This window comes from Fodinibius sp. GM108 (genome assembly GCF_058386985.1).
The window spans coordinates 234867-260778 of sequence record NZ_JBYEIR010000004.1 but is presented as its reverse complement, the minus strand read 5'-3'; the positions used below and the strand labels follow the sequence as shown (position 1 = coordinate 260778).

Annotated in this window: 24 protein-coding genes; 9 read left to right on the top strand and 15 right to left on the bottom strand. The window is 43.2% G+C overall.

Annotation, left to right across the window (positions count from 1 at the left end; translation table 11 throughout):
• Window positions 1-3 precede the first annotated feature (3 nt).
• The 9 genes from ACT3ID_RS09155 to gcvT all read right to left on the bottom strand — a co-directional run bounded on the left by ACT3ID_RS09155 (window position 4) and on the right by gcvT (window position 10376).
• On the bottom strand, window positions 4-738 hold the full coding sequence (locus ACT3ID_RS09155) for a MotA/TolQ/ExbB proton channel family protein (RefSeq protein WP_491541716.1): 735 nt from the start codon (window positions 736-738) through the stop codon (window positions 4-6).
• Window positions 739-756: 18 nt separating this feature from the next.
• On the bottom strand, window positions 757-1941 hold the full coding sequence (locus ACT3ID_RS09150) for an SPOR domain-containing protein (RefSeq protein ID WP_491541715.1): 1185 nt from the start codon (window positions 1939-1941) through the stop codon (window positions 757-759).
• 7 nt (window positions 1942-1948) lie between these two features.
• Window positions 1949-2140 carry an HU family DNA-binding protein gene (locus tag ACT3ID_RS09145; protein WP_491541714.1) on the bottom strand — a complete coding sequence of 64 codons (192 nt, stop codon included), beginning with the start codon at window positions 2138-2140 and terminating at the stop codon, window positions 1949-1951.
• Between the two features lie 5 nt (window positions 2141-2145).
• The gene (locus tag ACT3ID_RS09140; RefSeq protein WP_491541713.1) at window positions 2146-3849 is read right to left on the bottom strand and encodes a TonB-dependent receptor; all 1704 of its coding nucleotides are present in this window, start codon (window positions 3847-3849) and stop codon (window positions 2146-2148) included.
• A gap of 270 nt (window positions 3850-4119) precedes the next feature.
• The gene (locus ACT3ID_RS09135; RefSeq protein WP_491541712.1) at window positions 4120-5151 is read right to left on the bottom strand and encodes a lysylphosphatidylglycerol synthase transmembrane domain-containing protein; all 1032 of its coding nucleotides are present in this window, start codon (window positions 5149-5151) and stop codon (window positions 4120-4122) included.
• 23 nt (window positions 5152-5174) lie between these two features.
• Window positions 5175-5810: a LolA family protein gene (locus ACT3ID_RS09130; RefSeq protein ID WP_491541711.1), complete on the bottom strand. Its 636-nt coding sequence runs from the start codon at window positions 5808-5810 to the stop codon at window positions 5175-5177.
• Entirely contained in the window at window positions 5785-8325 is a 2541-nt protein-coding gene (locus ACT3ID_RS09125) for a DNA translocase FtsK (protein WP_491541710.1), read from the bottom strand. Before ACT3ID_RS09125 ends, ACT3ID_RS09130 begins: the two co-directional genes overlap by 26 nt.
• Window positions 8303-9049, bottom strand: coding sequence for a 2-phosphosulfolactate phosphatase (locus tag ACT3ID_RS09120; RefSeq protein ID WP_491541709.1), 747 nt, complete (start codon window positions 9047-9049; stop codon window positions 8303-8305). The genes ACT3ID_RS09125 and ACT3ID_RS09120 overlap by 23 nt, the downstream gene beginning before the upstream one ends.
• Before the next feature lie 226 nt (window positions 9050-9275).
• A complete protein-coding gene (gcvT, locus tag ACT3ID_RS09115; RefSeq protein ID WP_491541708.1) occupies window positions 9276-10376 on the bottom strand; it encodes a glycine cleavage system aminomethyltransferase GcvT in 1101 nt (366 codons plus the stop codon).
• Between the two features lie 299 nt (window positions 10377-10675).
• Between gcvT and ACT3ID_RS09110 the strand changes: the two genes are divergently transcribed.
• The gene (locus ACT3ID_RS09110; RefSeq protein ID WP_491541707.1) at window positions 10676-11833 is read left to right on the top strand and encodes an Mrp/NBP35 family ATP-binding protein; all 1158 of its coding nucleotides are present in this window, start codon (window positions 10676-10678) and stop codon (window positions 11831-11833) included.
• A gap of 94 nt (window positions 11834-11927) precedes the next feature.
• On the opposite strand, the gene ACT3ID_RS09105 is transcribed toward ACT3ID_RS09110, so the two are convergent.
• Both ACT3ID_RS09105 and ACT3ID_RS09100 read right to left on the bottom strand, forming a co-directional pair.
• Window positions 11928-12368, bottom strand: a complete 441-nt coding sequence (locus ACT3ID_RS09105; RefSeq protein WP_491541706.1) for a DUF2267 domain-containing protein — start codon at window positions 12366-12368, stop codon at window positions 11928-11930.
• A 170-nt stretch (window positions 12369-12538) separates the two neighbouring features.
• Entirely contained in the window at window positions 12539-13471 is a 933-nt protein-coding gene (locus tag ACT3ID_RS09100; RefSeq protein ID WP_491541705.1) for a formimidoylglutamase, read from the bottom strand.
• 221 nt (window positions 13472-13692) lie between these two features.
• Here ACT3ID_RS09100 and ACT3ID_RS09095 point away from each other — a divergent pair, with 221 nt between their 5' ends.
• The 4 genes from ACT3ID_RS09095 (at window position 13693) to ACT3ID_RS09080 (ending at window position 17401) form a co-directional block, all read left to right on the top strand.
• Window positions 13693-14790, top strand: a complete 1098-nt coding sequence (locus ACT3ID_RS09095) for an AI-2E family transporter (protein ID WP_491541704.1) — start codon at window positions 13693-13695, stop codon at window positions 14788-14790.
• A gap of 361 nt (window positions 14791-15151) precedes the next feature.
• The gene (sfnG, locus tag ACT3ID_RS09090) at window positions 15152-16228 is read left to right on the top strand and encodes a dimethylsulfone monooxygenase SfnG (protein WP_491541703.1); all 1077 of its coding nucleotides are present in this window, start codon (window positions 15152-15154) and stop codon (window positions 16226-16228) included.
• Window positions 16229-16253: 25 nt separating this feature from the next.
• Window positions 16254-16844: an NADPH-dependent FMN reductase gene (locus tag ACT3ID_RS09085; protein ID WP_491541702.1), complete on the top strand. Its 591-nt coding sequence runs from the start codon at window positions 16254-16256 to the stop codon at window positions 16842-16844.
• Window positions 16845-16864: 20 nt separating this feature from the next.
• Window positions 16865-17401, top strand: a complete 537-nt coding sequence (locus ACT3ID_RS09080; protein WP_491541701.1) for a flavin reductase family protein — start codon at window positions 16865-16867, stop codon at window positions 17399-17401.
• A 61-nt stretch (window positions 17402-17462) separates the two neighbouring features.
• Here the strand turns inward: ACT3ID_RS09080 and ACT3ID_RS09075 are convergent, their stop codons facing one another.
• Window positions 17463-17858, bottom strand: a complete 396-nt coding sequence (locus ACT3ID_RS09075) for a VOC family protein (RefSeq protein ID WP_491541700.1) — start codon at window positions 17856-17858, stop codon at window positions 17463-17465.
• A 344-nt stretch (window positions 17859-18202) separates the two neighbouring features.
• Window positions 18203-19423, bottom strand: coding sequence for an imidazolonepropionase (hutI, locus tag ACT3ID_RS09070; protein ID WP_491541699.1), 1221 nt, complete (start codon window positions 19421-19423; stop codon window positions 18203-18205).
• A 176-nt stretch (window positions 19424-19599) separates the two neighbouring features.
• On the opposite strand from hutI, the gene ACT3ID_RS09065 reads away from it, so the two are divergent.
• Together ACT3ID_RS09065 and ACT3ID_RS09060 are read left to right on the top strand one after the other, a co-directional pair.
• On the top strand, window positions 19600-19992 hold the full coding sequence (locus ACT3ID_RS09065) for a hypothetical protein (RefSeq protein WP_491541698.1): 393 nt from the start codon (window positions 19600-19602) through the stop codon (window positions 19990-19992).
• A gap of 331 nt (window positions 19993-20323) precedes the next feature.
• The gene (locus ACT3ID_RS09060; protein ID WP_491541697.1) at window positions 20324-21589 is read left to right on the top strand and encodes an outer membrane beta-barrel protein; all 1266 of its coding nucleotides are present in this window, start codon (window positions 20324-20326) and stop codon (window positions 21587-21589) included.
• A gap of 7 nt (window positions 21590-21596) precedes the next feature.
• Here ACT3ID_RS09060 and hutH read toward each other — a convergent pair whose 3' ends face one another.
• Window positions 21597-23096 (bottom strand): histidine ammonia-lyase, encoded by a 1500-nt coding sequence (gene hutH / locus ACT3ID_RS09055; protein ID WP_491541696.1) that lies wholly within the window; start codon window positions 23094-23096, stop codon window positions 21597-21599.
• Window positions 23097-23194: 98 nt separating this feature from the next.
• On the opposite strand from hutH, the gene ACT3ID_RS09050 reads away from it, so the two are divergent.
• Window positions 23195-23422 carry a hypothetical protein gene (locus ACT3ID_RS09050; protein ID WP_491541695.1) on the top strand — a complete coding sequence of 76 codons (228 nt, stop codon included), beginning with the start codon at window positions 23195-23197 and terminating at the stop codon, window positions 23420-23422.
• 89 nt (window positions 23423-23511) lie between these two features.
• Window positions 23512-23772: a hypothetical protein gene (locus tag ACT3ID_RS09045; protein WP_491541694.1), complete on the top strand. Its 261-nt coding sequence runs from the start codon at window positions 23512-23514 to the stop codon at window positions 23770-23772.
• Between the two features lie 66 nt (window positions 23773-23838).
• Here the strand turns inward: ACT3ID_RS09045 and ACT3ID_RS09040 are convergent, their stop codons facing one another.
• Complete coding sequence (locus ACT3ID_RS09040) at window positions 23839-25311, bottom strand: tetratricopeptide repeat protein (RefSeq protein WP_491541693.1); 1473 nt, start codon at window positions 25309-25311, stop codon at window positions 23839-23841.
• Window positions 25312-25912: the final 601 nt, after the last annotated feature.

The window sequence follows — 25912 nt, the reverse complement described above, 5'->3', positions numbered from 1 at the left end:
GTCTTAACCTACTCTTTGGTGTTCTTTATCTTTCTTGTACGACGGTTTATTGAGCATATCAATAAAGTCGGCAGATGCGTTTTCCAACTCATGGATCATGCGATTAATTTTACCCTGCAGGAAGTTGTAAAATCCATAAGCGATAATACCTACAATCAGTCCTGTAGCGGTGGTTATCAATGCCTCCCAGATACCACCGGCCAACACGCTTGGGTTAACATTTCCCTGCAGTGCCTGAATATCCATAAAAGCCTCAATCATCCCGGTAACTGTACCGGTGAATCCTACCAGTGGAGCGACACCTGCAATCGTGGCCAACCAGTTCATACGTTTTTCAAGATGGAAAATTTCCTTTTTGCCTGCATTCTGTATGGCATCCTCAATGTCACGAATTGGCCGTCCCAGCCGTCGTATTCCAGCTTTAAGAATACGGGCAAGTGGCTTATCGATGCCATCACAATAGGTAAGAGCCCGCTCGCGATCGCCATCTTTGAGCATGCCCTCAACGGTACGCAAAAATCCCTCAATCTCTATACGAGAGTTGTTCAGAGATCGCCACCGCTCCGCAATCACATAAATAGCTACAATTGAAAGTAAAAACAGCGGGATCATCAGCACCCCACCTTCCGCCAAAAGCTCCAGCATCGACATACTTTCCTGTTCGGTTGCCAGACTTAGGGTATCTTCTGCTGCAGTATCGGGCTGTGATTGAATCAAAAAGAAGAGTAACGCTTGCATAATCTTATTACGGTTGAGTTATTGAATTCGTTTGATAAAATGACCTTGATCTTTCTGAAATGATTCTGGTATATCGCTTACGGCTTGCAGAGCATCTTCAACAGTTTCAAACTGTCCCAATCCTACACGAAAATAGGTAGTTCCCTGTACATTAGCCTTACTGATTAATGCGCGATAGCCGGCTTCCTGCAAATTTTCTTTCCTGCTTTCCGCCTCGTCTAATCTTCGCAGTGAGTGTACGACAATAGTATAGCCGCTGCTGATATTTTCGTTTACTTTGCCCTTCAAACCAAACCCCGCTTCTTCTTCGGTTGCTTCAGGTGGGGGATCTTCTTGTGTTCCTACTGACATTTCTTGTTCAGGTTCCGAACTAATATTCGCTTCTGAATTTTGCGACGAACCATCTTGCTCGTCAGCCATTTGTGACTGCTCATTTTGCTGTGCAACAGATGGACCAGCCTGCGAATAACTATCCGCTTCATCACTGCCACCTATCAGTCCTGTATCGTATGCCATCCATCCGCTCAATCCGATAGCTATGACCACTACAGCAGCAATCAACATTTTGCCAACCAGATCGCCTTCTTTTTCGGGATCATCCTCTGCCTCATCCGAACGGCTTTCTTCGGGATCGGATTTCTCCTCTTCAATAGTAACTTCCGGACCTGTCGGCTGGTCTTCCATGCTGTTGACCATCTCCTCCAATACTTTTTTGGACTCATCTTCAGAGGTATCAGATTCCTGCTTATCATCAGGCTCTGCAGGCAATTCTTCTGTTATCTCCTCTTTCTGTTCTTCATCAGAGATGCTTTCCGCAACCGGTTCGTTGATTTCCTCGCTTTCATCTTCGGAGACAGATTCTTTATCAAATGCCCAGGCTTTGTCGTTAATTCCTTCTATATTTTCATCGATAACAGGCACTTCATCGCCTTCCGGCTCTTTAAAGGCACCGATCAGCTCTATAGGCTTCATGCCTGCATATTTGTTATTAATCTCTGTCTCAAGCGTATCGTTAGGCTCAAATTGAAGATTATCACCCTGCATACTAAAGGTACCGAACCCTTCAATCTCAAACGTTTTATTCTTTTCAGCTGCCTGTTGGATTCGTTTAACCAACTGGGTAAGCTGATCTTCTACTTTATCGCGTTCGAGATCTGTTTTTTCTTCAAGAAGTGATATCAGCTGTTCTTTGTCGATAATCATAACCCCACTAGTTTTCCGGAACAAATGTGATGGTATCTTTGGGAGGCATCATCACAACGCGACCATTGTCGTACTGTTTTTGAAACTGTTTCTTATGTTCAAATTTAAAATGCCCGACCCCTTCAAGCTCTACTTTATTTTTTTGTGCAACCTCTTCTCTGACAACTTCAGAAAAAGCTTTTAAAAAATCTTTATTCATCACCTTTATAGTTTTACTGTTATTCCCCCATATGCCTGAAATGGACGTTCATTGTATCCTTGCCAGACTTCATAATCCTGATCTAATAAATTCACCAGTTTAACATACGCTCCAAAACGATCAGTGATCTCAACATCTGCCTGACCACCTATGAGGAAAAATCCGTCCAGCTTTTCATTTGATTGATACGTCCTTCGTGAACCTACATAATCAGCCCAAGCTTCGAAAGTAATCTGATCGATCGGGCTCACAGAAATACCTGAGTTAACCCCGATTTTTTCTTCAAAAGGAATCCGTCTATCCTCATTCTGTATCTGCGGTGATTGCAGATATACTTTGCCGTTGACTGTAAAACGATCGGGAATAATCTGGTGAACTACACTTGCATATGCCCGGGCGTTATAGGTATCTACATAATTGGTTTCATAAAATAGTTGCTGTGTACCGGAAAATCTCAGTTCTCTGGCAAATATCGGTTGATCAGACGTATTTTCGTACTGAACTCCCATATTTAATCTGCCATGATTTGCATATTCGAGGCTTGCTTCTCCCTGCCCTTTGATGCGATAGGAGTGTCGAAGTTCGTTATCAACATTTAAAAACCGATTGTTGGTATGCAGTTGCTCGACTGTTTTCACATACGGTTCGGCACTCCCCTTTACAGTCAGCGTTAGAATATCGAGCAGGGGATGCTCAATGGTAACTGAAGGTCCAAGGTAGATTTTACTTTCAAAATTGTCTGTTCCGTAATAGACACTGGCATCGGCTTTTACTTTTGTGCTATAATTGAAAAGTCGCTCATACTCAACGCCACCTTGTGCTGTCAACCACTCGTCTGAATACTGGGGATTTGTATAGTTTCCGCCTTTAGCCCCGGCCTTTATCGCAAACGTTTCATTAACATTACCGCCAGCCCATCGTTTGGCAACAGATCCACCGTACACACGTTCCTCACTGGTTCCTGACAAAACATCTGCCGAATTAAGGCTTGCATCATAATACCTAATGTTGGCATCTACTTTCCAGCCGGTAATGGTATTTTTGAATCGCTGAAAGTCTGCACCCAGATTAAACCTGCTATATTCTTTGCCGGCACTATTGGGAATATTGGTCTGCGGAAGATTAAACATATCGTTAAAACTGCTTTCAAACCCACCGTCGAAAGCAAGTTGCGACTGCTCATTCAGCTTTGTTGCGAACTCGGCATTTGCATCAAAAAAGCGAAAACTGCTTTCCTGATTGTCAAGATGCCCGTCAGAAGAGGAGTAATCCAGATCTCCACCGATGTAGCTTGTCGAACTCAATCGTTTTACCCCCCAGAATTGTGCTTCGGGACTGATGTAACTTCCGAATCCAAGACGGCTAAAAGCATTGATATCGGAAGAATAAGGTAAAGGAGTATAGGGAGGAGGATCGGGACGCGTGAGTTCGCTAACAGGTAGGTCGGCAATAACCTGATCATCAGTCTCCATAAATGGAGTTCTGTCCGGATCAATTTGATACACCCGCGGATTTGGATCGAAACCGAGAATTGGTTGCCGTCTCAATCCGGGAAATCGTGCCTGGAATTGGCTGCGAATCTCAATATCCTGAGGATCGATTTCGGGCAGCATTGAATTTTCAGTTTCTTGCTGATCCTGGGCCATAGAGGGGCTAAACATTACAGCAAGAATAAATAGAGAAAAGATTAAGTATAGAAAACGATTCATACGAATTTTGATGATCCTGGTGCTAGAGAAATCAGGTGTTAAAGGTACTAATTTTTTAGCAACGAATAATGCTAAAATATACTACATATATACCCAATTTATGTACATCTGTTTCGAATAACGGAAAAGAAACCTTTGAATTGTTATAAGCTGTGGATTTTTGCAGCTGTTTCTTATTGTAAACCGAAATGGGTAACCCATGCGTTAACGCTCGGGCTACCAGCCATTAATGCTTGCAACAAGACCCTGATCCGTTGTGCAATCAACAAATTATAATACCGGCTTACCGGCTTTCGTTGATCTCAACTTATCAATAAAAAGAAATATAGGTGTAATAGAAGATACGAAAACCACCATGCTGGCATGTGTTATCGTGGCGTAAGCAATACCTGTGACCGCCGGGACAGCATATAAAACCAACAGCGATTGTTTTACGAAATAATGATATGTCCCTACACCACCCGGAGACGGTATGGCAATACCGATGGCTGAGATCACTGTAATTACCAATGCATCCAGCATAGTTAAATCAAACGCTTCTTGCATATCGAACATCCAAAACGGAATGTATGTCATTAATGTATAGCAAAGCCAAATGAGTACCGTATATCCGATGAAAAGCCACCACCGCTCTACCTTTCTCGCTGAAAGTATACCATCCTTAAACATAATAAGAGCCTCTTTGGCACGGTCGATCCACTCCTGGAGCACCTCAAATTTTGTTCCCAGGTACAACAACAGTTTGAGAGCCAGATATCCGACAAATACTATCAGCAACACAAACAGTGCTGCCCATGCATATGTTAACAGATTTGGCTGACTTGTTAACAACTCAATGGTTTCATCTCCAAAGATTCTGCGCAATAAATTTAAATCAGCAATCACATAAACTGATACTACCAACATCAGGAAAGCCATCACAGCTACATCAATAATACGTTCGAGCACAATGGTGCCCATTAATTTCGAGGTGCTTAAATCTTCTTTTTTTGCTACGTAAAACGGACGCGACACCTCACCAAACCGGGGGCCTACCAGGTTCATGACATATCCAACCAACACTCCCGAAAACAGGGTCAGCCTGTCCAGTTCCTTTTTGTCATGTTCAATAAGCAAACGCCATCGCTCCGCCCGAAAAATGTGACTGAACAATGCGGAAATGGCAAAGGGAATTATCCACCCAAACTGAATACGTTTTGAATACTCGAAAACCTCTTGCAGGCGTACATTACGAAAAGCCAACCAAAGAAATACTCCGCCTAACGACAGTGCGAGTCCAATTTTTAAAAATCGTTTAAACATTATTTGTTTTGTATAGCATTGAGCTAGTTGCGCATATCAACAATTTCTGCACTGTCGGGGTAGTCGAGTTGGAACATACCTTCCCCCGAATCTATAAATTTACCCTGTTGAAAGGTCGTTGTAATTTCATTATCCACCGGATCTACCGCCCGAATTTTTTGTGGCACCAGTGCGTTAGAAAGATAAATTTCCACTTCTTTATAGATGGCAAATGAATCATCAGAAGTAAGCCGGATATAGATTTGATCACTCCGCTGCTCTTCGGTTGCAACTGTAAACGTAGAATCTACTCCGTTTAAAATTCTGGATGGAGCAAAGTCATCTTCTTCGGGTTCATATTTACTGATTATTACCCGATTTCTACTTTCATCGTACACTTTTGATGTTTCACCATCGACTACCACCATCTGGTCATCAGCTTCTACTTTATATCGCCGTTCCGCGACCCAAATCTTTCCACTGCTGGCAACCGTATCTTCGGTATAGGAATCTATAGACTGATGATGGAAATCAGCATAAAAGATATCCCCTTGCTCAAATTTCTGTTTTAGCGAATTGAATGGGTTTTCCTGGGCATAAGAAGAGATTGTAAATCCAAAACAAAATATTGCCAGAAATAAAAAACGCACCACTTTATCGTTCAAATTCTTCCAGTTCATCTAACACTTCTTCTAGTTCTTCTTCATCCTCCACAAGCACATCGCGCGCCGTACTTCCTTGATAAGGACCGACAATGCCTGCATTATAAAGCTGATCAATAATTCTTCCGGCGCGATTGTATCCGATTTTAAGTTTACGCTGCAGCAGCGATACCGATCCCTGTTGATGCAGGACAATAACTTTAGCTGCAGATTCAAAGAGCTCGTCTATATCATCCAGCGGATCCGGGATGTCGCCGCCCGATGAAGACTCATCTTCTAAAACAGGTAATTCGTACTTATTATTATATCCTCTTTGATTTCCGATGAAATCAGTAATTTTTTCAACCTCTTCAGTTGATACAAAAGCGTTCTGGATTCGCGTCATACCACCGCCGTTGGTAAACAGCATATCACCATTTCCGATAAGCTGATCGGCACCGCCCGTATCAAGAATTGTTCGCGAATCTACTTTTGAAGCTACCTGGTAGGCGATACGTGCGGGGAAATTAGCCTTAATCGTTCCGGTAACAACATTTACCGAAGGACGCTGGGTTGCTACCACCAGATGAATGCCCACAGCCCGTGCCAGCTGAGCAAGCCGGGCAATCGGCTCTTCAATCTGCTTACCGGCGGTCATCATAAGATCGGCCAGCTCGTCGATAATGACAACAATATACGGCAGGTGGCGATGTCCTTCCTCTTCATCAAGTTCACCACTGTCAAATTTCTCATTATACGCCCGGATATCGCGAACCATCCCTTCTTTGAGCAGATCATAGCGCTCGTCCATCTCTTTGGTAAGGCTTTCCAGCGTCTCTTGTGCGCGACTGGTATCGGTCACAATCGGCTCTTCTGCGCCTGGCATCGTTGCCAGAAATTGCTGTTCAATTTTCTGAAATAGCGAAAGCTCAATTTTTTTGGGGTCAATTAGTACAAACTTAAGATCGTCTGGATGGCATTTATACAGCAGACATGTAATAATAGTATTTAGCCCAACCGTTTTACCTGACCCCGTAGCTCCGGCAATCAGTAAGTGCGGCATCAGCGAGAGATCCACCATAAAAACATCGTTTTCGATCGTCTTACCGAAAGCTATCGGCAACTCGTAATCACTTTCCACAAATTTCTTCGTATTCAGCACCGATTTCAGATAAACCGTTTCGCGCTTGCCATTAGGCACCTCGATACCCACGGCCGACCTTCCGGGAATAGGCGCCATAATACGCAGCCCTTTGGCGGCCGTCGCCATCTTCAGGTCGTTGGCATAGCTTTCTATCTTGCTGATTTTCACATCCGGCGCAGGATCGAGCTCATAGAGCGTAACGGTAGGACCTACAATCGCATTAATGCTGCGAATTTCGATTTTATGGCGCTTCAGTTTATCAAGGATGATGCGCTTGTTATCTTTGATCTCTTCCAGATCAACCTCGTTGCCCTCATTGGGGGGAGAATCCAGCAGATCAATCGTAGGAAACTTGTACTTAACCTTCGGTACTTCTTTTGCCTTGTCCTGATTTTGCTTATCAAGTTCTTTATCTCCCGCCTGCTCGTCGCCTTCACCCACATAGACCGAAATATCCACGTCATCATCCGCCTCTTCGGCTATTTTCTTCTTTTCAATGTCTGCACGTGGGCGCTGATCCAATGATTGAATCTCTTCCTGCTGCTGACGTATCCGTTCACGATCCTGCTGCTGCGACTGCTCAACGATTTCGTCAATGGATCGCGGGTTTTCATCCGCCTGCTCCTGCCGATCAGCTGTAGGTTTGCCGGTAGTTTGTTGTGTTTGACGCATCTGCTGCTCAGCTTGGCGCTGCCTGTCGATCTGTTGTTGTTCTTGCTGCTGTTTTTCCTGCTCTTTTTGTCGGCGCCGTTCTGCTTCTCTTTGCTGACGCCTGGCTTCTTTCTTTTCCTGGCGCCGCTGTTTCCAATCCTCATATGAATCTTTAATGCCCGCCACTGAATCTTTAAACCATTCTACCGTGTACTGCAAGTCGCGATCCAGAAGTGCCAGCAGTGTTGTTATTAACAACACGGATAAAATCACCATTGAGCCGATCTTGGCGGTATAAATCTGTAACAGGCTCGCCGTTTGTATGCCGGCTGATCCACTCCAGACTGAAGGCATCCACTCGTAATTAATATTGAACCACCCGAGGATAGTAGACAATAGCACCATGCTCCAAATTCCATAAATCGTTGGCCACAACAGTAGATCAACCTTTTGGTTTCGGAAAATGAACCAGCCGTATCCCAGGAAAATGAGTGGTATGATGATGCTAATATAGCCAAATAGCATATACACAAAGAAATGAGCAATATATCCACCGACCTGCCCCAGTCCGTTTTGTATACGCTGGGCAGCCGCTTCTGTAGAAAGCGATTGGATAAGAGTATAATCAGCGGGATCGTAGGTGACTATGCTCAGCCCGATAAGGCCCCCGATAGCCATTACTAAAATCCCGAGTATTTCCATCTTTCGGGATTCTGAGATACCTCCAAAAAAATTGTCAGAACTGTTTTGCTTTGCCATTTAGATCTGTAATGATTCCTTCATTTAAAACCGGCAGTACCTGCATTATACTGCGTTGACAACAATATGATAAATCCTCTTCGTCGACAATACCTTGAAGTCGTACGGCATAATTCGACGATTTGATGCAGCTTTCTATATCATCACCAAATTTTTCATAAAGACCAAAAGCCACTTTTGCCCCGTCACGAGTCTTGTTTGGCAGTTGACCGCCACTAAGTTCGTAAATAATATTACCAGCACAAAGCATATCCTCAAGGGCAAGCCGGCCTCTCCATCCCGCACAAACCAGCACTACCTCTTCATCTATCGACTTCAAATGATCAATAATAACATCCAGATTCAGAAAAGATCCTACAATAATTTCTTTTGCCAGGTTACATCGTTTTATGGCCTTGGTACCATTGGTCGTGTTTAAAATGATGGTTTTATCCTCAATAGTATCCCGATTGTATTCCAGTGGTGAATTACCGAGATCATAGCCTTCAATCTTTATCCCATCTTTCTCGCCGCTAAGCAAAAAACTTTCTTCATCCAGATTATGTGAAATTTTGCTGGCATCATCCATATCCTCGACCGGAATAATACCTTTTGCATTATTATGCAAAGCCGTAACCATGGTGGAACTGGCCCGCAGAACGTCAATTATAACAACCGGTTTCCCCCGGAGATCTTCTTCCTTAAAAGAATACGCTGATGCAAAAACATCCAGTGTGTCTACCATAACCTTACCCCTCTCTTAGTATTATTACCCGCCATATCATCAGCAAAATGTTATTTCTAAACTACTTTGACCCACCCCTCTCCCCTCTCCGAAAGCTTTCGGAAGAACTCTTTAGTTCAAAAAAAGCTTCTAAATCCCTCTTTAGAGAAGATTTAAGGGTGTTGTAAACTTTCATTATTAATTAGAACATCTTTTCTATTTGCAACTGCTAAATAGATTTCACAAACTATTTATTTTCTATGAATGGAGGATTTTCAACTACTGCTTTAGCCTTTTTGTTTCGTATTTCGATATACACCTCACTTCCTTCTTCGGCATAATCAATGGAAATATAACCCATCCCGATATTCTTGCCTAACGTTATAGAACGCGATCCGCTGGTAACTGTTCCGATCTGGTTGTCATCTTCATCCAAAATCGTATATCCCTTCCGGGGAATGGATCGTTTATCATCGATGGTGAAGCCCGCAAGTTTTCGACTAAGGCCATTTTCCTTCACCTTCTTAAGAGCATCACGTCCGATAAACTCCCCCTTGTCCAGTTTTGTAAGCCAGCCGAGGCGCGCCTCCAGCGGATTGGTTTCTTTTGTGATGTCATTGCCGTAAAGGGCGAATCCCATTTCCAGGCGCAGCGTATCGCGAGCGCCCAGTCCGCATGGCTCAATATCAAACTCTTCGCCGGCTTTCATAACAGCATTCCATATTTCAGCGGGATCTGCTTCATTTTTGTCAAAATAAATTTCAAAGCCCTTTTCACCTGTATATCCTGTCCCTGATAAAATGATGTCATCAAAACCGGCCAGGTCGCCGAATGTAAAGCGATAAAATCCAATATCGCCCAGATCGGTTTCAGTAAGTTTCTGTAACGTTTTTACGGATTCTGGTCCCTGCACGGCTAACAAACAGTAATCGTTCGATTTATTAGTCAGCTCGGCATTATAATTATTCTGCTCATCAATCCACGCAAAATCCTTCTCTATATTCGATGCATTAACCACAAGCATATACTCATCCTCATCCAGCATGTATACAATCAGATCATCTACAATACCGCCATCTTCATAGCACATCACGGTATACTGCGCCTTTCCGGGTTCAAGCTTCGAGGCATCATTTACTGTCACATACTGAATCAGGTCCAGTGCTTCGGGACCACTTGCAAAAAATTCGCCCATGTGAGATACATCAAACATACCTACCGAATTCCGCACAGCGTTATGCTCTTTGCGGATACTGTCGTATTGCACGGGCATCTCGAATCCGCCAAAATCAATAAGCTTTGCTCCGGCCTGCTCGTGAAGTTCGTAGAAAGGAGTTCGTTTAAGCATTATTTATGGTGATTGTATGATTATATTTCTTTGTTACTAATATCCTGCCTCCTGCATCCTGAAAATAAGGAGCCTAAAATACGCATTTAAAAATAGAATGAAGAATAAAACGCAGATTTAACTGATGAATCTGGTTGGCCCAGATAGCCGGTTCATTTCTTTAGAAACCAACCCCATAAGCGTAATTCGTCTTATACTTGCTGAATTCTTTTTTGGTAATAAGCGTTTAGCATCTGTATTGAAATCCTTATCTTACAAGACTGAAAAAAATAGCCTCAACCGAAGATATCATTTAAATAATGGCCATTAATAAGCAGCAAGTACGCACCGCCCTTACCCATGTGATGCATCCCAAAATGGAAAAGGATCTGGTGACGCTGGACATGATTGAAGATCTGATCGTGCAGGACAAATTTATCACCTTTACGATTGACCTGCCTGAAAAGGATGCAAAATTAGAAGCCAAGCTCAAGGAAAAGTGTGAAGAGGCGATCCGCAAGTTTGTCGACAAGGATGCCGTGCTGGATATAACGACGGCGGTCAATATTTCAAAGTTTCGTAATAACGAAGACAAAGGTGAGTTTCCGGGACAAGGTCATCGGAAAAAGAAACAGCAGGAACAACAAGATGATGACGAAGAAATATTATCCGGAGTCAAAAATATTATTGCAGTAGCCTCGGGTAAAGGAGGTGTCGGCAAATCTACTGTTGCAGTAAATCTGGCCTGCGGACTGGCACGCACCGGTGCTAAAGTTGGTCTGCTTGATACGGACATTTATGGCCCCAGCATTCCTACAATGATGGATACCCATCAGCGTCCCAATATTACGACACAGAAAAAGCTTATCCCCATGGAAAAATACGGCATTCGTTTTCTGTCGATGGGCTTGCTTGTTGATCCCGACCAGGCGATGATCTGGCGCGGTCCTATGGTGACAAGCGCGGTAAAACAGTTTATGAACGAAGTAGAGTGGGGCGAACTTGACTATATGGTACTCGATTTACCTCCGGGTACCGGTGATATCCAGTTAACGCTGGTACAAACCGTACCGCTGACTGGGGCTATAATTGTATCAACCCCACAAAATGTAGCTCTTGATGATGCCCGCAAAGGCGTAGCCATGTTTAAAAAGGTAAATGTGCCCGTACTTGGAATGGTTGAAAATATGGCTTATTTCATTCCCGAAGATATGCCAGATAAGAAGTATTACATCTTCGGTAAGCACGGTGCCCGCAATCTGGCAGAGCGCATGGGTACGAATTTTCTGGGTGAAATACCGCTGGAGCAAAAAGTCCGTGAAAGTGGCGATGAGGGAAAGCCTATTGTACTTGGTGATCTGAAAACAAAATCGGCAGAAGCATTTGTTGAATTATCGAATAACGTTATTCAACAGTTGGCCATTCGCAACCAGGAGGAGGCGCCTACAGAGAAAATAGATATCAAAATTCGTCCGTAGGAACATCGAACCACAGAACAAGGAATGTCGAATGTAGAAGTGAATCACTTCGTCATTCATTATTCCTTGTTCATTATTCTGCGGTTCTAATCATTTATCTAGTGACTTCATGTTCCGGAAACAACTCCCGAAGTTCATCGGGTAACGTTTTAAGAATATCCTCGATTTCTCCTTCAGAAACTTCTTTCTGTAATACCTTGAAAACGCTTCTTGCTGAATGCTCAGCATCAATCTGTGCATTCATATCAGGGAGATAATCTCGTATCCGATCCAGAAATTCTTGTTGGGATCGATCCTTCTTCGGTGTAGCAGCTGGTTTCCATCCCTCATAATAGTAGCCGGCAATTAAGTTCGGAAGCTGGGCTCCGAGATTTACCACTTCATTTACAGGAAGTCGATCTCTCAATGCCTTTAAGGTTGCCCGCATTACCTGAAAGGCGTTATGCTCATCTTCCAGGTGAGCTTCTTCCTGTACATGTTTTATCATTTCCATCGACTTTTGTGTTGTCTTGGCAAAGATAGATAGCTCAGCCATTGCAGATCCTCATTTTATTTTCTTTTTAGTGTTTTGTTAGAACACTTTTGAATTTTGAAGCATTTCTGCAATTAGGCAGAAAAAATCTCTAAAGAAATGTGATAGAAAATAGGATCAGCAAGTCGTAAAGGTTAAGAAGAATGTCGAACCGCTGAACATTCTGCGGTTCCTCACTCTCGCTGGCTCAATCCCAGCAGAAAATGCCATATCGTAAGTGCAGCCAACTTTGCAGTTTGTCCGTCGTGATCGTATCTGGGATTAACCTCAGCCAGATCAAAAGACGTCACCCGCTCGTTTCGGCCTGCCAGATACGCCGCTGTTAACCATAAATCAGACGGCAATCCGTTAGCACAAGGGGCACTCACGCCCGGAGCTTTAGACTGATCCACGGCATCCATATCAAATGTCACCATCAGCCGATCGCTCTCATGCTGATGGAAAAATCCGGAGATGGAGGTGATGTTGGTTTCATCCCGAAAAAGAAAATAACCATTCTTACTTTTTATGTATTCTAAATGTGATTGAGCTACCGAATGCGGCTGCAGACCGGCAACCAAATATGTTTCAGCGCAATTACTTTCATGCTCAAGCGCCTGCCGGAATGGAGAGCCGGAATGAGCCCGGCCATCTTTTAACGGGCGCACATCAGTATGAGCATCAAGATTAAATATGGAAGTGTCCAGGTCGGCTTCTGCATAGCCCGAAAAATGGGCAAATGCAGTCTCATGTCCGCCACCCAGGATAACAGGCACTACATCCTGCTGCAAATATTCTGCTAAAACTTCACCGAATTTTTCCTGATCTTTTTCAACCTCTCCGCTGATCTGCAGATTTCCAACATCACGGCAATGAGTGATAAATTTCATATGCAGCTCATAATATTCCGCGCTCGGTGTCATGCCATAAAGTTGTCGGCGAATTGCTTCCGGCGCCTCCGATGCGCCCGGGCGTCCTCCATTTATTTCTACTCCTTTATCCGATGGAAAGCCGATTATGACAACTTTGGGCTTCTTTTCTTTTTCCAGTGAGTGATCTAAAAGGCTTCCAATACGCGGATCGTCCTCTGAAGTATCAGGAATCGAAATATCTACGTTCTGTAACAAGATATCAGGATTTTAAAATTGAAAATGTACTAACGTCTCCTAAGTGTCGGAAAATAACAAAAACTTACTGCGATCAGCAGCCCGTTTTTCGTTTTGCTTTGCTCCATTTATTTAGAGTATAAACAATTGGAACATTAAACATCTTCCCAAAGTGTAAAAGAAAAAATATTCAACTGTTAGCTGATTTAAACTGTTCATCAATTTCCCTAACAAATTATGCAATGAGGAATTTACATCCACTCGTTAAATTCAATCTCATCCTACTCCTCTTTTTCCTGGTATTTGGCGGGCTGTATTTCGCTTCTTCCTTTTTAATTCCTCTCGTTTTTGCCGGAATACTTGCCATGTTGATGTCACCACTTAGTGCAAAACTCGAGGCAAGAGGTGTTAACAAAGCAGTTGCTGCTTTTTTATGTATCATAGTCCTTGTTCTGTTCTTTGTCGGAATTGGATTTTTACTTTCTACGCAAGTAGCAAGTTTCACAGAAGATATCCCGCAAATCGAGAAGCGGATAAATGAACAGGTACGGTCTGTTCAAATGTATGTGCAAGAAACCTTTGGGATTTCGCCTCAGGAACAAGAGCAAGCTGTAAAGGATGGCTCCGAGGGATCAGGTGGACTAGGAGGAATGGTTGTAAATTTTCTAAATTCTTTCACAGGAATAATGGCCAGTTCACTGCTGGTACTTGTTTACATGTTCTTATTGTTATACTACCGATCACGATTTCCCAAATTTGTACTCAAAGTGGTCCAAGAAGATGAAAAAGAACAAACGCAACAAATCATCGACGAATCCAGCCAGGTTGCCCAGCAATATCTTGTCGGACGCGGAATTCTCATCCTCATTCTTGCAACATTATATTCTATTGGATTAACCATCATCGGTTTAGATAATGCTATATTTTTATCTGTAATCGTAGCTCTTCTGAGCATAATTCCTTATGTCGGTAATATTATCGGCTTTGCTATATTAATGCTTATGGCACTGGCACAGGGTGGTGATACCTGGATGTATATGAGTGTGTTTATTGTTTTTGCAATAGTACAATTCATTGAAAGCTATATCTTGGAACCTCTTGTTGTGGGCGCAGAGGTAGATATTCATCCCTTTTTTACTGTCGTCATTATTATTGTGGGTGAACAAATATGGGGTGTGGCAGGTATGATCCTGGCCATCCCAATGTTGGGAATCGTCAAAATTATTTTCAGTCATATCGATTCGCTGGAGCCTTACGCGTACCTTATCGGTGACACACGAGATAAGAAGAATGGCAGCAAAACTTCAGAAAAAATAAAAAACCTTTTTACCGGAGAATAAAGATGATGCAGACAAAAACTGTTTTTGAAACAAAAGAAAATTAATTTTTGGATTCTGCCAGTGGTGCTTTAACTTTGCAATTCAATTAAAAGAAAATTTTTGCCAAAATACTTTATGAACTTTTTCTGCTTCCTATGTATGTGTTGTTGTATGGCGGACCGAATGATGTCCGAACAACAAGCGTACACCTGTACGGGAGCAGAGGCCACATGATTTTTTAGCACTACATAATTTTTCCTGGCGGAAAATCAAAGCCCACTCACCAAGCAGGTGAGTGGGCTTTTTTATTTGGCACATTCTGCATCATCCAGATAACCGAATGTGCCACTAACTACAACACAAATAAAAAACGAAAACCACAATGGATACACAATTTGCATATTGGGTCCCTAATGTTAGCGGTGGTCTTGTAATCACCGACTGGCCCATGAATACCGACTGGAGTTACGAATACAACAAAGAATTAGCACAAACTGCAGAGAAGGTTGGTTTTGATTATGCGCTTGCCCAAGCCCGCTTTTTCGGCAGCTATAACGCAGAAAAGCAGCTCGAAGCTCTCAGCATTGCCAATGCTCTGGCTGCCAATACCGAAAAGTTGCGACTCATTGGCGCCGTACATCCCGGACAGTGGAAACCCGGTCCCATTGCCAACTTTGTAGCTACAGCTGATCGGATCAGCAACGGTCGCTTTCACTTGAATGTAGTGAGCGGCTGGTTTAAGGATGAATTTACTCGCTTCGGTGAACCGTGGCTGGCACACGATGAACGTTACGAGCGAAGTGAAGAATTTATTCAGGTGTTAAAAGGGCTATGGAGCGAAGAAACCTTTTCCTTTGACGGTCGCTTTTATCAGATCGACGAAGCGCCCCTGGAACCCAAACCCGTCACACCTCCCGCTATATTCCAGGGCGGAAATTCACCACGAGCTCTTAAGATGGCCGCACGGGTCTCGGACTGGCTCTTTTTGAATGGCGGCAGTCTGGAAAAGATCCAAGGCCAGATTCTACAAGTTAGAAAGTATGCCGAGGAGTTCGGGACCGAACCTCCGAAGATTGGTGTCAACTCATTTGTAATTGCCCGCGATACCGAGGCCGAAGCTAAGCAAGAACTCGAAAATATCATTGAGAATGCAACGAATGAAGCCGTAGAAGGCTTTAAGGAACAGGTTAAAGAAGCCGGTCAATCTGCTCCCGAGAGTGAAGGCATGTGGGCTGATTCCGATTTCAATGACTTGGTACAATATAACGACGGTTTTAAAACCGGATTAATTGGTACCAATGAGCAGATCATTGAGCGCATACGTCAACTCGATGCTATCGGAGTAGATCTTGTTCTCACAGGATTTCTGCATTTTACTGATGAGTTACCAAAATTCGGCAAGGAAATTATTCCCGCTGTTAAGCAGGCTAAACTCCTGGAAAAATCCGAAGTTGCTTAAAATCCACATTTAATTACAAAACATTATGAGTCAGCTTTTAGGAATTTCAGGCAGCATCTCAAATCCCTCAAAAACCAGAACAGCTGTTGAAACAGCTCTACAGGCAGCCGAGAACGAATTTGATGTAAAAGCCAAAACCCTTCATCTGGGCGAATACGATATCGCCACCGCAGACGGACGTAAGCTGGATGAATATTCAGGTGATACGGCCAAGGCGCTGGATTTGATTATCAATAGCGATGCTTTCCTGATAGGCACACCTGTCTATCGGGGAAGCTATTCCGGCCTTCTCAAAAATCTGCTCGACCTTATTCCCCGCGGTAAATGGCAGTCAGATAAAGCACCGCTGGAGAATCGTCCTATAGGATTGATCGCCACCGGCGCAACTGATCATCATTTTTTGACAGTTGCTCAGGAATTAGGTCCAATCGTTTCTTTTTTTGGAGCTTATCAAGTGGGAGGTGGCGTATACGTTAACAGCTCGCAATTTGAAGGAGATCAGATCCCAGACGAGGGAGTCGTCCATCGTCTGGAAACTCTCGGTAAAGCTACCGCAGAATTATCCTTTGCTATCGATGAAGGTAGCTACCTGTCACAGCTCGGACCTCAATTTTAATTAACAGACACTCCACTAATATGACGACATCTAAAGAAGAGCATGCCGCGGCTTTAAAAGAAGCCATGCGCCACCTTCCTTTTCCGGTTGCTATTGCAACTGCTGCCATCGGCAAAGAGAAGCGTGGCATCACCATCGGATCTTTTACCAGTCTTTCACTCAACCCACCGCTTATCTCGTTCAATATAGAACGTGAGGCACAAATGCATCCCCTACTTTCGCGGGCCACGCATTTTGCCATTCATCTTCCGCAACCCGATCAGCGTACTCTCTGTAATCATTTTGCTACTTCCGGACAAACCGGTAAAGAACAGTTTCGCGCCGTTGACCATCATCGCAATAGATATGGCAGTCCTGTTTTAAAGGATATTCCAACGGTTATTCAGTGCCGTTCTTATGATCAAATTAAGGCCGGTGACCACTCAATTTTTATTGGTGAGGTACTAGAAGTCGACCAACAAAATACGAATGCGAGCCTCCTGTACTATAATCGATCCTATAGATCAGTGGGAGAAATCGTACCTGATAAAAAATCAGAAATAAAACGAGCTGGTTAAAGAACTTCTGTTAATTTAATCCTGACAGAATTTTATCCCTGTCAGGAAACTATCAATGAACTCACTTATCTGAATGCAGGCCTATACGATTACCTTCAGTATCTTCGAATAGCGCCATATATCCATATTCATCGGTGATCTTGGTTTTCTCCTGTATGATTTTTCCCCCATTACTTTCAATTCTGTCCAACACGGCTTGCAGATCTGGGTTCGCAGTAATATAAATCAATGTACCTTCGCGGCTGGGTTGGTAGTACTCCTTGTCCTCGCAAAGTGCTCCACCGATACCACCTTCTTCTACAGGAAACATTGACATCTTGAATTGATCCATCGCTAAATCATCCATTTCGACTTCCAGGATAGACTCATAAAACTTCTTTGCGCGATCCAGTTTTTTTGCCGGAATTTCGAACCAGGAAATAGCATTTTTCATTTTTTTCATTGTCTTTGGTGACATAATAACTCTCCTCTTTATTTTAGGGTGGAAATACAGCAGCTTTAATCTCTTTTTTTCTGACTAAAACTGCCATAACTAAGTTAATATAAATCAAAAATATAACCTGCGAGATTTTTAACATTATGACAGAATAAAACAGAGAGAGGGAGTTCTTCCTAATCGATTTAAACTGCAACTTTTTTAGCTATACCTCTAATATTCACAGAAACGACGTAGTGCTACTATATTTTTGGGTTGCTTGTTGCACTTACTTTTAAACTTTCCCGTCTTTTGTTTTGATCCTCTCCTGCCTCTCCCTGCGGGCAAGGCGCTAAAATCTCCAATAGGTAAAAACAATAAACTGACTATTCAGAATAAACTTCTTCTCCCTTCACAAACGACTTTATGCACTGTGCACCGCGATAGTGATACATCCAAAAATCAGGATCAGGAGCATCAATAATCGCAAAATCAGCTGATTTTCCCTCTTCAACAGACCCAAGTTTATGATTACGTCCTATTGCTTTGGCGGCGTAGATGGTTGCCCCTTTTAAAACCGCAGACGGGCTCATCCGGCCCTGGTTGCATGCCAGCATCATTGCCAGGAGAAGATCATAACTCGGTGCCGAACCGGGATTGAAATCCGTAGCCACTGCCACATCCACCCCACGCTCTGTTAGCTTACGACAATCGAGCGGCTCCTCCTGCGTGTACAGCGAAGCCAGCGGCAGCGTAACCCCCACCACTCCAGCCTCCGCCATTGCCTCAATACCCGCCTCAGAAATCTTTTCAAGATGATCGGCGCTGGCAGCGTTAACCTCAGCTGCCAACTCTGCCCCTCCGCATGAAGTAAGCTGGTCGGCATGTATCTTTGGTGTGAGTCCCGCCTCTTTCGCCGCAAGCAATATCCGCCGCGACTCCTCTATCGAAAAAGCCGATTCTTCAGTAAAGATATCACAAAATTCAGCTAATTCTTTAGCGGCTACTACCGGTATCATCTCATCAATGATCAGATCTATATATCCCTCCCGGTCCTCCTTAAATTCCGGCGGAATAGTATGAGCCCCAAGAAAAGTTGAGACTATATGTGATGGCTGCTCATCTGCCAGTTTACTATATACCCGCAACGTTTTCAGTTCATCCTTAAGCGATAGCCCATATCCGCTTTTACACTCAACAGTAGTTATGCCCAGCCTGGTCATTTCTTTTAGGAATCCAGAAGCCTTATTGAAAAGCTCATCTTCCGTTGCTTTTCGGGTAGCCTGTACTGTGGATAAAATTCCTCCGCCTGTTTCTGCAATCTCAAGGTAGCTTTTACCTTGCACACGCATGGCAAACTCATCCGGCCGCCATCCGCCAAAGGCCAAATGGGTATGGCAATCGATTAAACCGGGAATAACCATCTTACCATCAGCATCTATTCTCTCTTCCTCTTCATATTCTTTGGGAAGATCAGGTACTGCCCCGACCCATTCTATGGTATCATCTTTCCAGGCAATTGCCGCATTTTTAATAGGATAGATCTCACTCTGTTTCCCTTCGTCTTTACATGTTGCCAAATAACCAATATTAGCTAATATGGGCATAATCTTACCTTAGTTAGTAAATTCTTTTCAGATATATTTATAAAACTGATAAAATAAAGCACAATTTGATTCCTGCTAATATTTATAGTATTAATTATTTAAGATTTTATAACTTTATCATTTTATATTCGTGTAAGAGAGAGACTGTTATCTATTAATCAAAATTACTATTAATCATGACTCGTTTAATTTCACTTCCTCTTGTATTCATCATTGCCCTCACTTTAATTAGTTGCTCTGCATCAAAATCCGGTACAAGTACCACTGGTGGTGATGATGAAAATTCGTATGTGAAAGTAGATCAACTTGCTAATTACATCAACTCTCTTCCGAGATTAAATGTTCAAGGCTATACTGTTACGAATACTTCTGTAAGCTCAATTCAAACCTCTACGAGCCCTCTGTTTGTTATAGATGGCATTCAAATGGGAAGAGATTTCGGTCAAATATTACAAGTGCTTGATCAAAATCAAAGAGTATCAGTTGAATTTTTATCTTCCTCACGTGCAACAACCCGATATGGTGAAGAGGGCAGAAATGGAGTATTAGTCATCAATAAGCAGAATTAACTTGTTGATGTATTATTTGTTTTTGATCTATCAAAGGCTAGGATATATATAAGTCATCTCAGCTTGGATCTGAGCATGTCCCTACTGTAAGCTCATCTGACTCTATCCGCCCTCCATTGGAATTAATGTATACTCTTTAAAATACCTATTCAGAGGATCTGTTCTCTGTCTAATACTTAATTATTTCTCCTGCTCTCGCTTTTCTTAACTAACTATTAGAAGATTCAAATGTGTTGTTATTACAATTCCCTGTAAGTTTTTAGTACCTTATTTTTACAAGGAATTATTTAATAAAGAGAGAATAGTTAAGAAAGAGAAGAGAGGGGACAATATGTTCAGATCAATTAGTACAATATGGGTACTCGGTTTTACTTTGATGCTGCTTGCTTCCTCAACAGTATTATCCCAAAGTTATCAAAATGAAGATTTCAGGAAAGTCAGCCTTTCTGTTTACGGCGGGGCCAGTCTGGGTGATATGAATCAAAATGATTACTTCATGTCGAGCAACTTCAGCGTTGATATCGAAAATACCTTTACGCTGGGTGCCGGGGTCCAGTATGCCCTGACTCCTGCCTGGTCGTTAGAGGGGGGATATCAGTATTCACATATAAGAGGCAGATCAATACCTTTTGAAACTTCGCTTAATCTGATTACGCTCAAAAATATATTCAACCTGAATCAGATTTTTTCTATCAATCAGATATCCGATCGCTTCAATCCATATGTTACTGCTGGATTCGGCTATGATATGTACAATTACGACGGACCCGATGATGACTTCTATGATCATAATTCCAGCTATAACGCTGGCTTTGGTATTACTTATAAGTTGTCAAATGCTATAGATCTGTTTACACACTACGAATATCATTTAGCTTCAAATGCTACGGATAATATTACAGAAGGGTATGGATCAGATCTCATAAATTCCTTGACAGGAGGCATTAGAATTAACTTTGGAAAAAAGAAAGCCAAACATCTCTCCTGGCGAGCTGCACCGGTAGAGATAAGTCCATCTGAATATAACCGATTCATGGCCCAGACCAAGCAGATTGATACTATGGAACAGCGCATTAATGCGATTACCCAACAACAGAAAGAGCAAGAAGAGCTTGAGCAGACACTCACAGAAAAATCAGCTGAAATAGATTCTTTACGAAATCAGCTGAAAGAGATGGATAAGCGAACTGAAGAACTCAAGAAATCTTTCGCCGATTATCGCGAAAAAGTAACCGGAGTTGATATGAATAACGAAACGGGATTTGCTGAAGTGCTGCCAAGCGGTCACTACGTTCAAATTTTTGCCAGCTATAACCCCGATAACGCCCATACCGTTAGAAAACAAGCCTTTCAGAGCTTGAAGTCAACGTTTGCGGATTCGGAAGAGAATATTTTTGTCATAGAAAGAAAGCAGTTCTATGAGGTGTTGATTGGGGTGTTCAGTGATTATACATCGGCTCAAAATATCCGGGAAATAATGACACAAATTCATAGCGATGCCTATGTAATCACTTTTCCACGTCCGATTAATTTACAACCTGATTTTGAAGACCTTGAAGTTCTGGAGGACAGGCCTCTGGTAAATATTCTTAAATAATCCTGGACTAAGAAAGGGAGACCAGATTCCCCTCCACTTCATGTACCATACTGCGGTTCTGTACCAGTTCCACTGCCTTGTTAATATCATCCTTAAAATAATGATCAGTAGTAGCATGGGGAATGGCATCGCGCACGAATTCATGAGCAATTTCTACGCCCGTGCCCGGTTTTAGCGGCTTTCGAAAATCCAGCGCCTGGGCCGCGGTGAATAATTCAATCGCCAATACCTGCTCCACATTTTGATACACTTCGAGTAACTTCATCGCACTGATACTACCCATGCTCACATGATCTTCCTGTCCCAGACTCGTAGGGATAGAGTCGACTGACGAAGGATGGCAAAGTACCTTGTTTTCAGAAACCAGCGATGCTGCTGTGTATTGGGGAATCATAAAGCCTGAATTGATCCCGGTCTCCTCCATCAGTAGTTCGGGAAGCCCGTCATGCCCCTCCAATAACAGGTAGGTCCGTCGCTCCGAAATACTGGCAAACTCGGCCAGTGCAATTTTTGCATGATCCAGTGCCAGCGCTAACGGCTGGCCATGAAAATTGCCTCCACTAATAATATCTCCATTTTTGAAAACCAGCGGATTATCCGTGACCGAATTCATCTCTGTTTCAATAACTTGTCGGCTATATCGCAATCCATCACGGCTTGCACCATGGACCTGCGGCACGCACCGAAGGCAATAGGGATCCTGTACCTTTCCGCAATGCCGATGCGACTCCAAAATTTCGCTGTCCACCAATAATTCACGGACGTTGCGGCTCACTTCCTTTTGTCCTTTGTGCGGGCGAATTTCATGAATGCGCTCATCAAAAGGTTTGATACTGCCCTGCAATGCTTCCAAACTCATGGCCGCAATCAGATCGGCCGTTTTCATCAGGCTGATTGACTTTTCCAGTACGTACGCTCCATAAGCTCCCATCTGCTGAGTCCCATTAATCAGCGAAAGTCCATCTTTGGGCTGCAGTTCTATAGGTTCCAGGTCGTGTTTTTCCAACACCTTTTCTGCAGAAATAGTATCGGTGCCATCGGTATTCCAAAATAAGCCATAACCCAGGAGCGGAAGTGACATGTGAGCAAGCGGTGCCAAGTCACCGGATGCCCCAACGCTTCCTTTTTCAGGCATGGCAGGAATTAAATCATTGTCTAAAAAATAGATCAGCCGGCCAAAGGTCTCTTCCGATATTCCGGAGTTACCCAGTCCCAAAGCATGAATTTTAAGCTGTAGCATCAGCCGTGAAATATCTTTGGGAATTAAATCGCCGACTCCCACGGAGTGTGATAAGATAAGGTTCCGCTGCAACTGCTTCAGTTTTTCATCGCTCACACGTTTGTTAGCCAGAGCTCCAAAACCGGTATTGATGCCATACATCGGCTCGTCGAGATCAAGCGCATTTTCGACCACAGACCTGGAATTTCGGATAGAAGATCTATCTGATTTAAGCGTGCTAATACTCTCTTTTAAATCACTGTATAAGTTTGAAACTGAAATATGCAATGAGCTGATAATTTTATGGATGTTTTGTTTTTCTGAAAATAGTAGAATTGTTGTTTCTACCCAATTGCTTATACAATTTCCCCGGACCAACGGAAATTTTGCCCAGTCCTTTCGGCGAAGAAAATCTGAATACAGCTCTGAATAACTATATCGATGAGGTAGCGTTTCAGGAACCGCCTTATATTACCTCGCTTGAACTGCTGGAACACCTGAAACTGCTACACCTGACTCACTGCAATATCTTATCAAAGATATGTTTGAAACAATCACGCTGTACGACAACCCGCGTGGAAGAAGCAAGCTACAAAAAAATTGGAGAACGGTAAATATGAGGTGAATCTGACCTTGCAAGCTTCTAAGTTTACCAAACCAGTGATACCGGCAACGAATTTATAAAAATGAGGCCGGAGATAGTTTGGCCGTAGAAATAGAAGGACGCAGGCGTCCGGTGGAATCTCTCCCGCTTAACGATTGGATTGAGGTTGGCGTTTTCGGAATAGATGAAGATGGAAATGAAAAAGTATTATATCTTGAAAAGCGAAAATTCACCGATATTCTAAATGAAATCACTATTACTGTCGATGAAAAAACAACCCCTGCGGGAATTGATCCCTACTACAAATTGATTGACACCATTTCAAACGACAATCGACGAGTGCGGGCCAGAGAATCGTAATGCCAACCTTTCCAAAGTTAAAATAGATTCGACCTGGGAGATTGCCACGTAGTAACTTTGGAAAGGTTAATTAGAAGCAATCATCTCTTGCGCCTGTTCTTTTCCAAGCAGTGATCTTCGTCGCTCGGGCGTACGCTCCAGCTGTTCTTCGTAAGCTTCAAGCGCCTCATCATAATTTCCAAGCTCCAAAAGCAGATCTCCCAGCAGCTCGCGGGAAGGTTTCACAATGGTCGGCGGACCAAAATCAACGGGAAGTTCAGCTTCTTCCGCCACGGCTTCTTCGAGCAGCGTACGACCTTCGTTGGTTTTACCTTCTTCTATAAACAGCAGGCTTTGAATCTGCTTAATCTGAATATCCCGATCAGGATTCTCCTCGATTTTCTTCATTCGATCTAGAAGCGTCCGTGCTTTTTCAATTTGACCGGACTTTATAGCTGCTAATGCAGAAGCATAAAAATAGTGAAAGCTGCCTCGTTCACCTGTATCGAAATCGGCCGTCCATTTTTGAGCCTGCTGCCAGTTTTCGGTATCCACAACCTGGTGCGCACGCATGATGGCAAAGTGCCATCGCTCGCTGGCATTCGTCCCGGCTTCTACGCGATTACTGCATCTGTTCAGCACATCGGCGGCCTGTTGGGGCTCTCCATTCTGCAGATATCCATACTGCAGCCACCAAGTATAGTGTCCGCAAACTGTTGGACGTTCGCCCAGTTCTTTTTGTCGGGATGTCTGCACGTCGCGGGCCACGATATTAGCGTCGATTACATCCTCCCACATCCCCAGCGCCAAAAAAATGTGGGATGTCATATGCTGGGCGTGAGCCGCGGCCGGTGCAATTTCAGCATAGACTTTTGCCATCGGCAGTCCCAGCGGGGCGTGGTCGGGATCGTCGAATGAGTGGATGAGATAATGCGCTGCACCGGGATGCTTTTTGTTCTCATTCCAGACATCAAACAGTTCGGCTGCCGCCTTCATGTAGATGCCGTAATCCCTTCCCTCATGCGCCGTACCCAAAATCGACAGTCCGTAGAAAACGGTAATTTCATTATCATCGGGATACTTCTCATGCAGCTCTTCCATCTTCTCCATATACAGATCATCCCGCTCCTCCTTCGACTTCCCCTCTGATTCCGGCGTATTACCATACAGCACTTCCAGCGCCATCAGGTAATCTTTTTCGCGCTGCGTGGGGGCTTTTGCCTGTCGCTCTTCTACGGTTTCACCCAGACGATTTAAAACCTCCATCGCCGCATCGCGGTCCTGCTGCATCCAGATGGGATGATTATGTGTCATTGCTTCGCCCCAGTAGGCCATGGCAAAATCGGGATCTTTCTCCTGAGCCCTTCGGAAAGCTCGAGCGGCATCTTCGTACTCAAAATTGTGGAGAAAAAGGACGCCCTCTATAAAATCACCCTGGGCTTCTTCAGCTCCGGAATTGGGAAAACTAATCTCTCCCAGCAGCTGATCTTGAGCACTGCCCAACTGTGGGAGAATTAGAAATGCAATAAAAACAGCCAGATATTTGGTATGAGTTTTCATAACAATGTTTTTTAGTCTTAAACCTTTCCAAAGGTATCGGAGTTAAATTTTCACACCAGTTCCTTAGTAGTTTTGGAAAGATTTATTGCTAACTTTTTTGTGGTGGATTTTTCAGTTGGTCAACCTTTCCAAAGGTACTATAAACTAGGTCTCAATATTACCTGTTCCTAATAACCTTGGAAAGGTTATTACTAGCTAATATCTATTTGATTCTTCCTCATGGGCAACCATAAAATTTTCAAGTCCTACAAAAACGTCTAAAGTTTTGGTCCGATTCAAAAATGGATCTTCAAAATCTTTATATATAGCATATGAGAAATAAGGATAATCCTGAGCTTTAGTAGCAAACCCATGTTTCAGAGGATTAAGATGAATATAAATTACCATTTTTCGAAAATACTCTTCCGAATCTATTTCCTTTCGTTTAAAATTTTTCTGGAATAAACTGCCAACTCTGTTCTCCTGCTTATTAATAGATTGGGAATATGAGCTAAAAAATGAGCACGATTTTTGAAGAAGAACGTAATATCTTTGAGTTCAAGTTTCGAGATTTATACTGTCTTTTCTGCTCTTCAACAGACCTGACACTTACCACCATGTG

Bases quoted from the DNA above. Each gene is read 5' to 3' on its own strand.
- ACT3ID_RS09130 (WP_491541711.1), bottom strand. From the start codon at position 5,810: ATGAACTGGAAGAATTTGAACGATAAAGTGGTGCGTTTTTTATTTCTG.
- ACT3ID_RS09110 (WP_491541707.1), top strand. From the start codon at position 10,676: ATGGCCATTAATAAGCAGCAAGTACGCACCGCCCTTACCCATGTGATG.
- sfnG (WP_491541703.1), top strand. From the start codon at position 15,152: ATGGATACACAATTTGCATATTGGGTCCCTAATGTTAGCGGTGGTCTT.
- ACT3ID_RS09155 (WP_491541716.1), bottom strand. From the start codon at position 738: ATGCAAGCGTTACTCTTCTTTTTGATTCAATCACAGCCCGATACTGCA.
- ACT3ID_RS09095 (WP_491541704.1), top strand. From the start codon at position 13,693: ATGAGGAATTTACATCCACTCGTTAAATTCAATCTCATCCTACTCCTC.
- ACT3ID_RS09040 (WP_491541693.1), bottom strand. From the start codon at position 25,311: ATGAAAACTCATACCAAATATCTGGCTGTTTTTATTGCATTTCTAATT.
- ACT3ID_RS09150 (WP_491541715.1), bottom strand. From the start codon at position 1,941: ATGATTATCGACAAAGAACAGCTGATATCACTTCTTGAAGAAAAAACA.
- ACT3ID_RS09085 (WP_491541702.1), top strand. From the start codon at position 16,254: ATGAGTCAGCTTTTAGGAATTTCAGGCAGCATCTCAAATCCCTCAAAA.
- ACT3ID_RS09080 (WP_491541701.1), top strand. From the start codon at position 16,865: ATGACGACATCTAAAGAAGAGCATGCCGCGGCTTTAAAAGAAGCCATG.
- ACT3ID_RS09120 (WP_491541709.1), bottom strand. From the start codon at position 9,049: ATGGTAGACACACTGGATGTTTTTGCATCAGCGTATTCTTTTAAGGAA.
- ACT3ID_RS09060 (WP_491541697.1), top strand. From the start codon at position 20,324: ATGTTCAGATCAATTAGTACAATATGGGTACTCGGTTTTACTTTGATG.
- ACT3ID_RS09105 (WP_491541706.1), bottom strand. From the start codon at position 12,368: ATGGCTGAGCTATCTATCTTTGCCAAGACAACACAAAAGTCGATGGAA.
- ACT3ID_RS09140 (WP_491541713.1), bottom strand. From the start codon at position 3,849: ATGAATCGTTTTCTATACTTAATCTTTTCTCTATTTATTCTTGCTGTA.
- ACT3ID_RS09135 (WP_491541712.1), bottom strand. From the start codon at position 5,151: ATGTTTAAACGATTTTTAAAAATTGGACTCGCACTGTCGTTAGGCGGA.
- ACT3ID_RS09075 (WP_491541700.1), bottom strand. From the start codon at position 17,858: ATGTCACCAAAGACAATGAAAAAAATGAAAAATGCTATTTCCTGGTTC.
- ACT3ID_RS09065 (WP_491541698.1), top strand. From the start codon at position 19,600: ATGACTCGTTTAATTTCACTTCCTCTTGTATTCATCATTGCCCTCACT.
- gcvT (WP_491541708.1), bottom strand. From the start codon at position 10,376: ATGCTTAAACGAACTCCTTTCTACGAACTTCACGAGCAGGCCGGAGCA.
- ACT3ID_RS09125 (WP_491541710.1), bottom strand. From the start codon at position 8,325: ATGGCAAAGCAAAACAGTTCTGACAATTTTTTTGGAGGTATCTCAGAA.
- ACT3ID_RS09145 (WP_491541714.1), bottom strand. From the start codon at position 2,140: ATGAATAAAGATTTTTTAAAAGCTTTTTCTGAAGTTGTCAGAGAAGAG.
- hutI (WP_491541699.1), bottom strand. From the start codon at position 19,423: ATGCCCATATTAGCTAATATTGGTTATTTGGCAACATGTAAAGACGAA.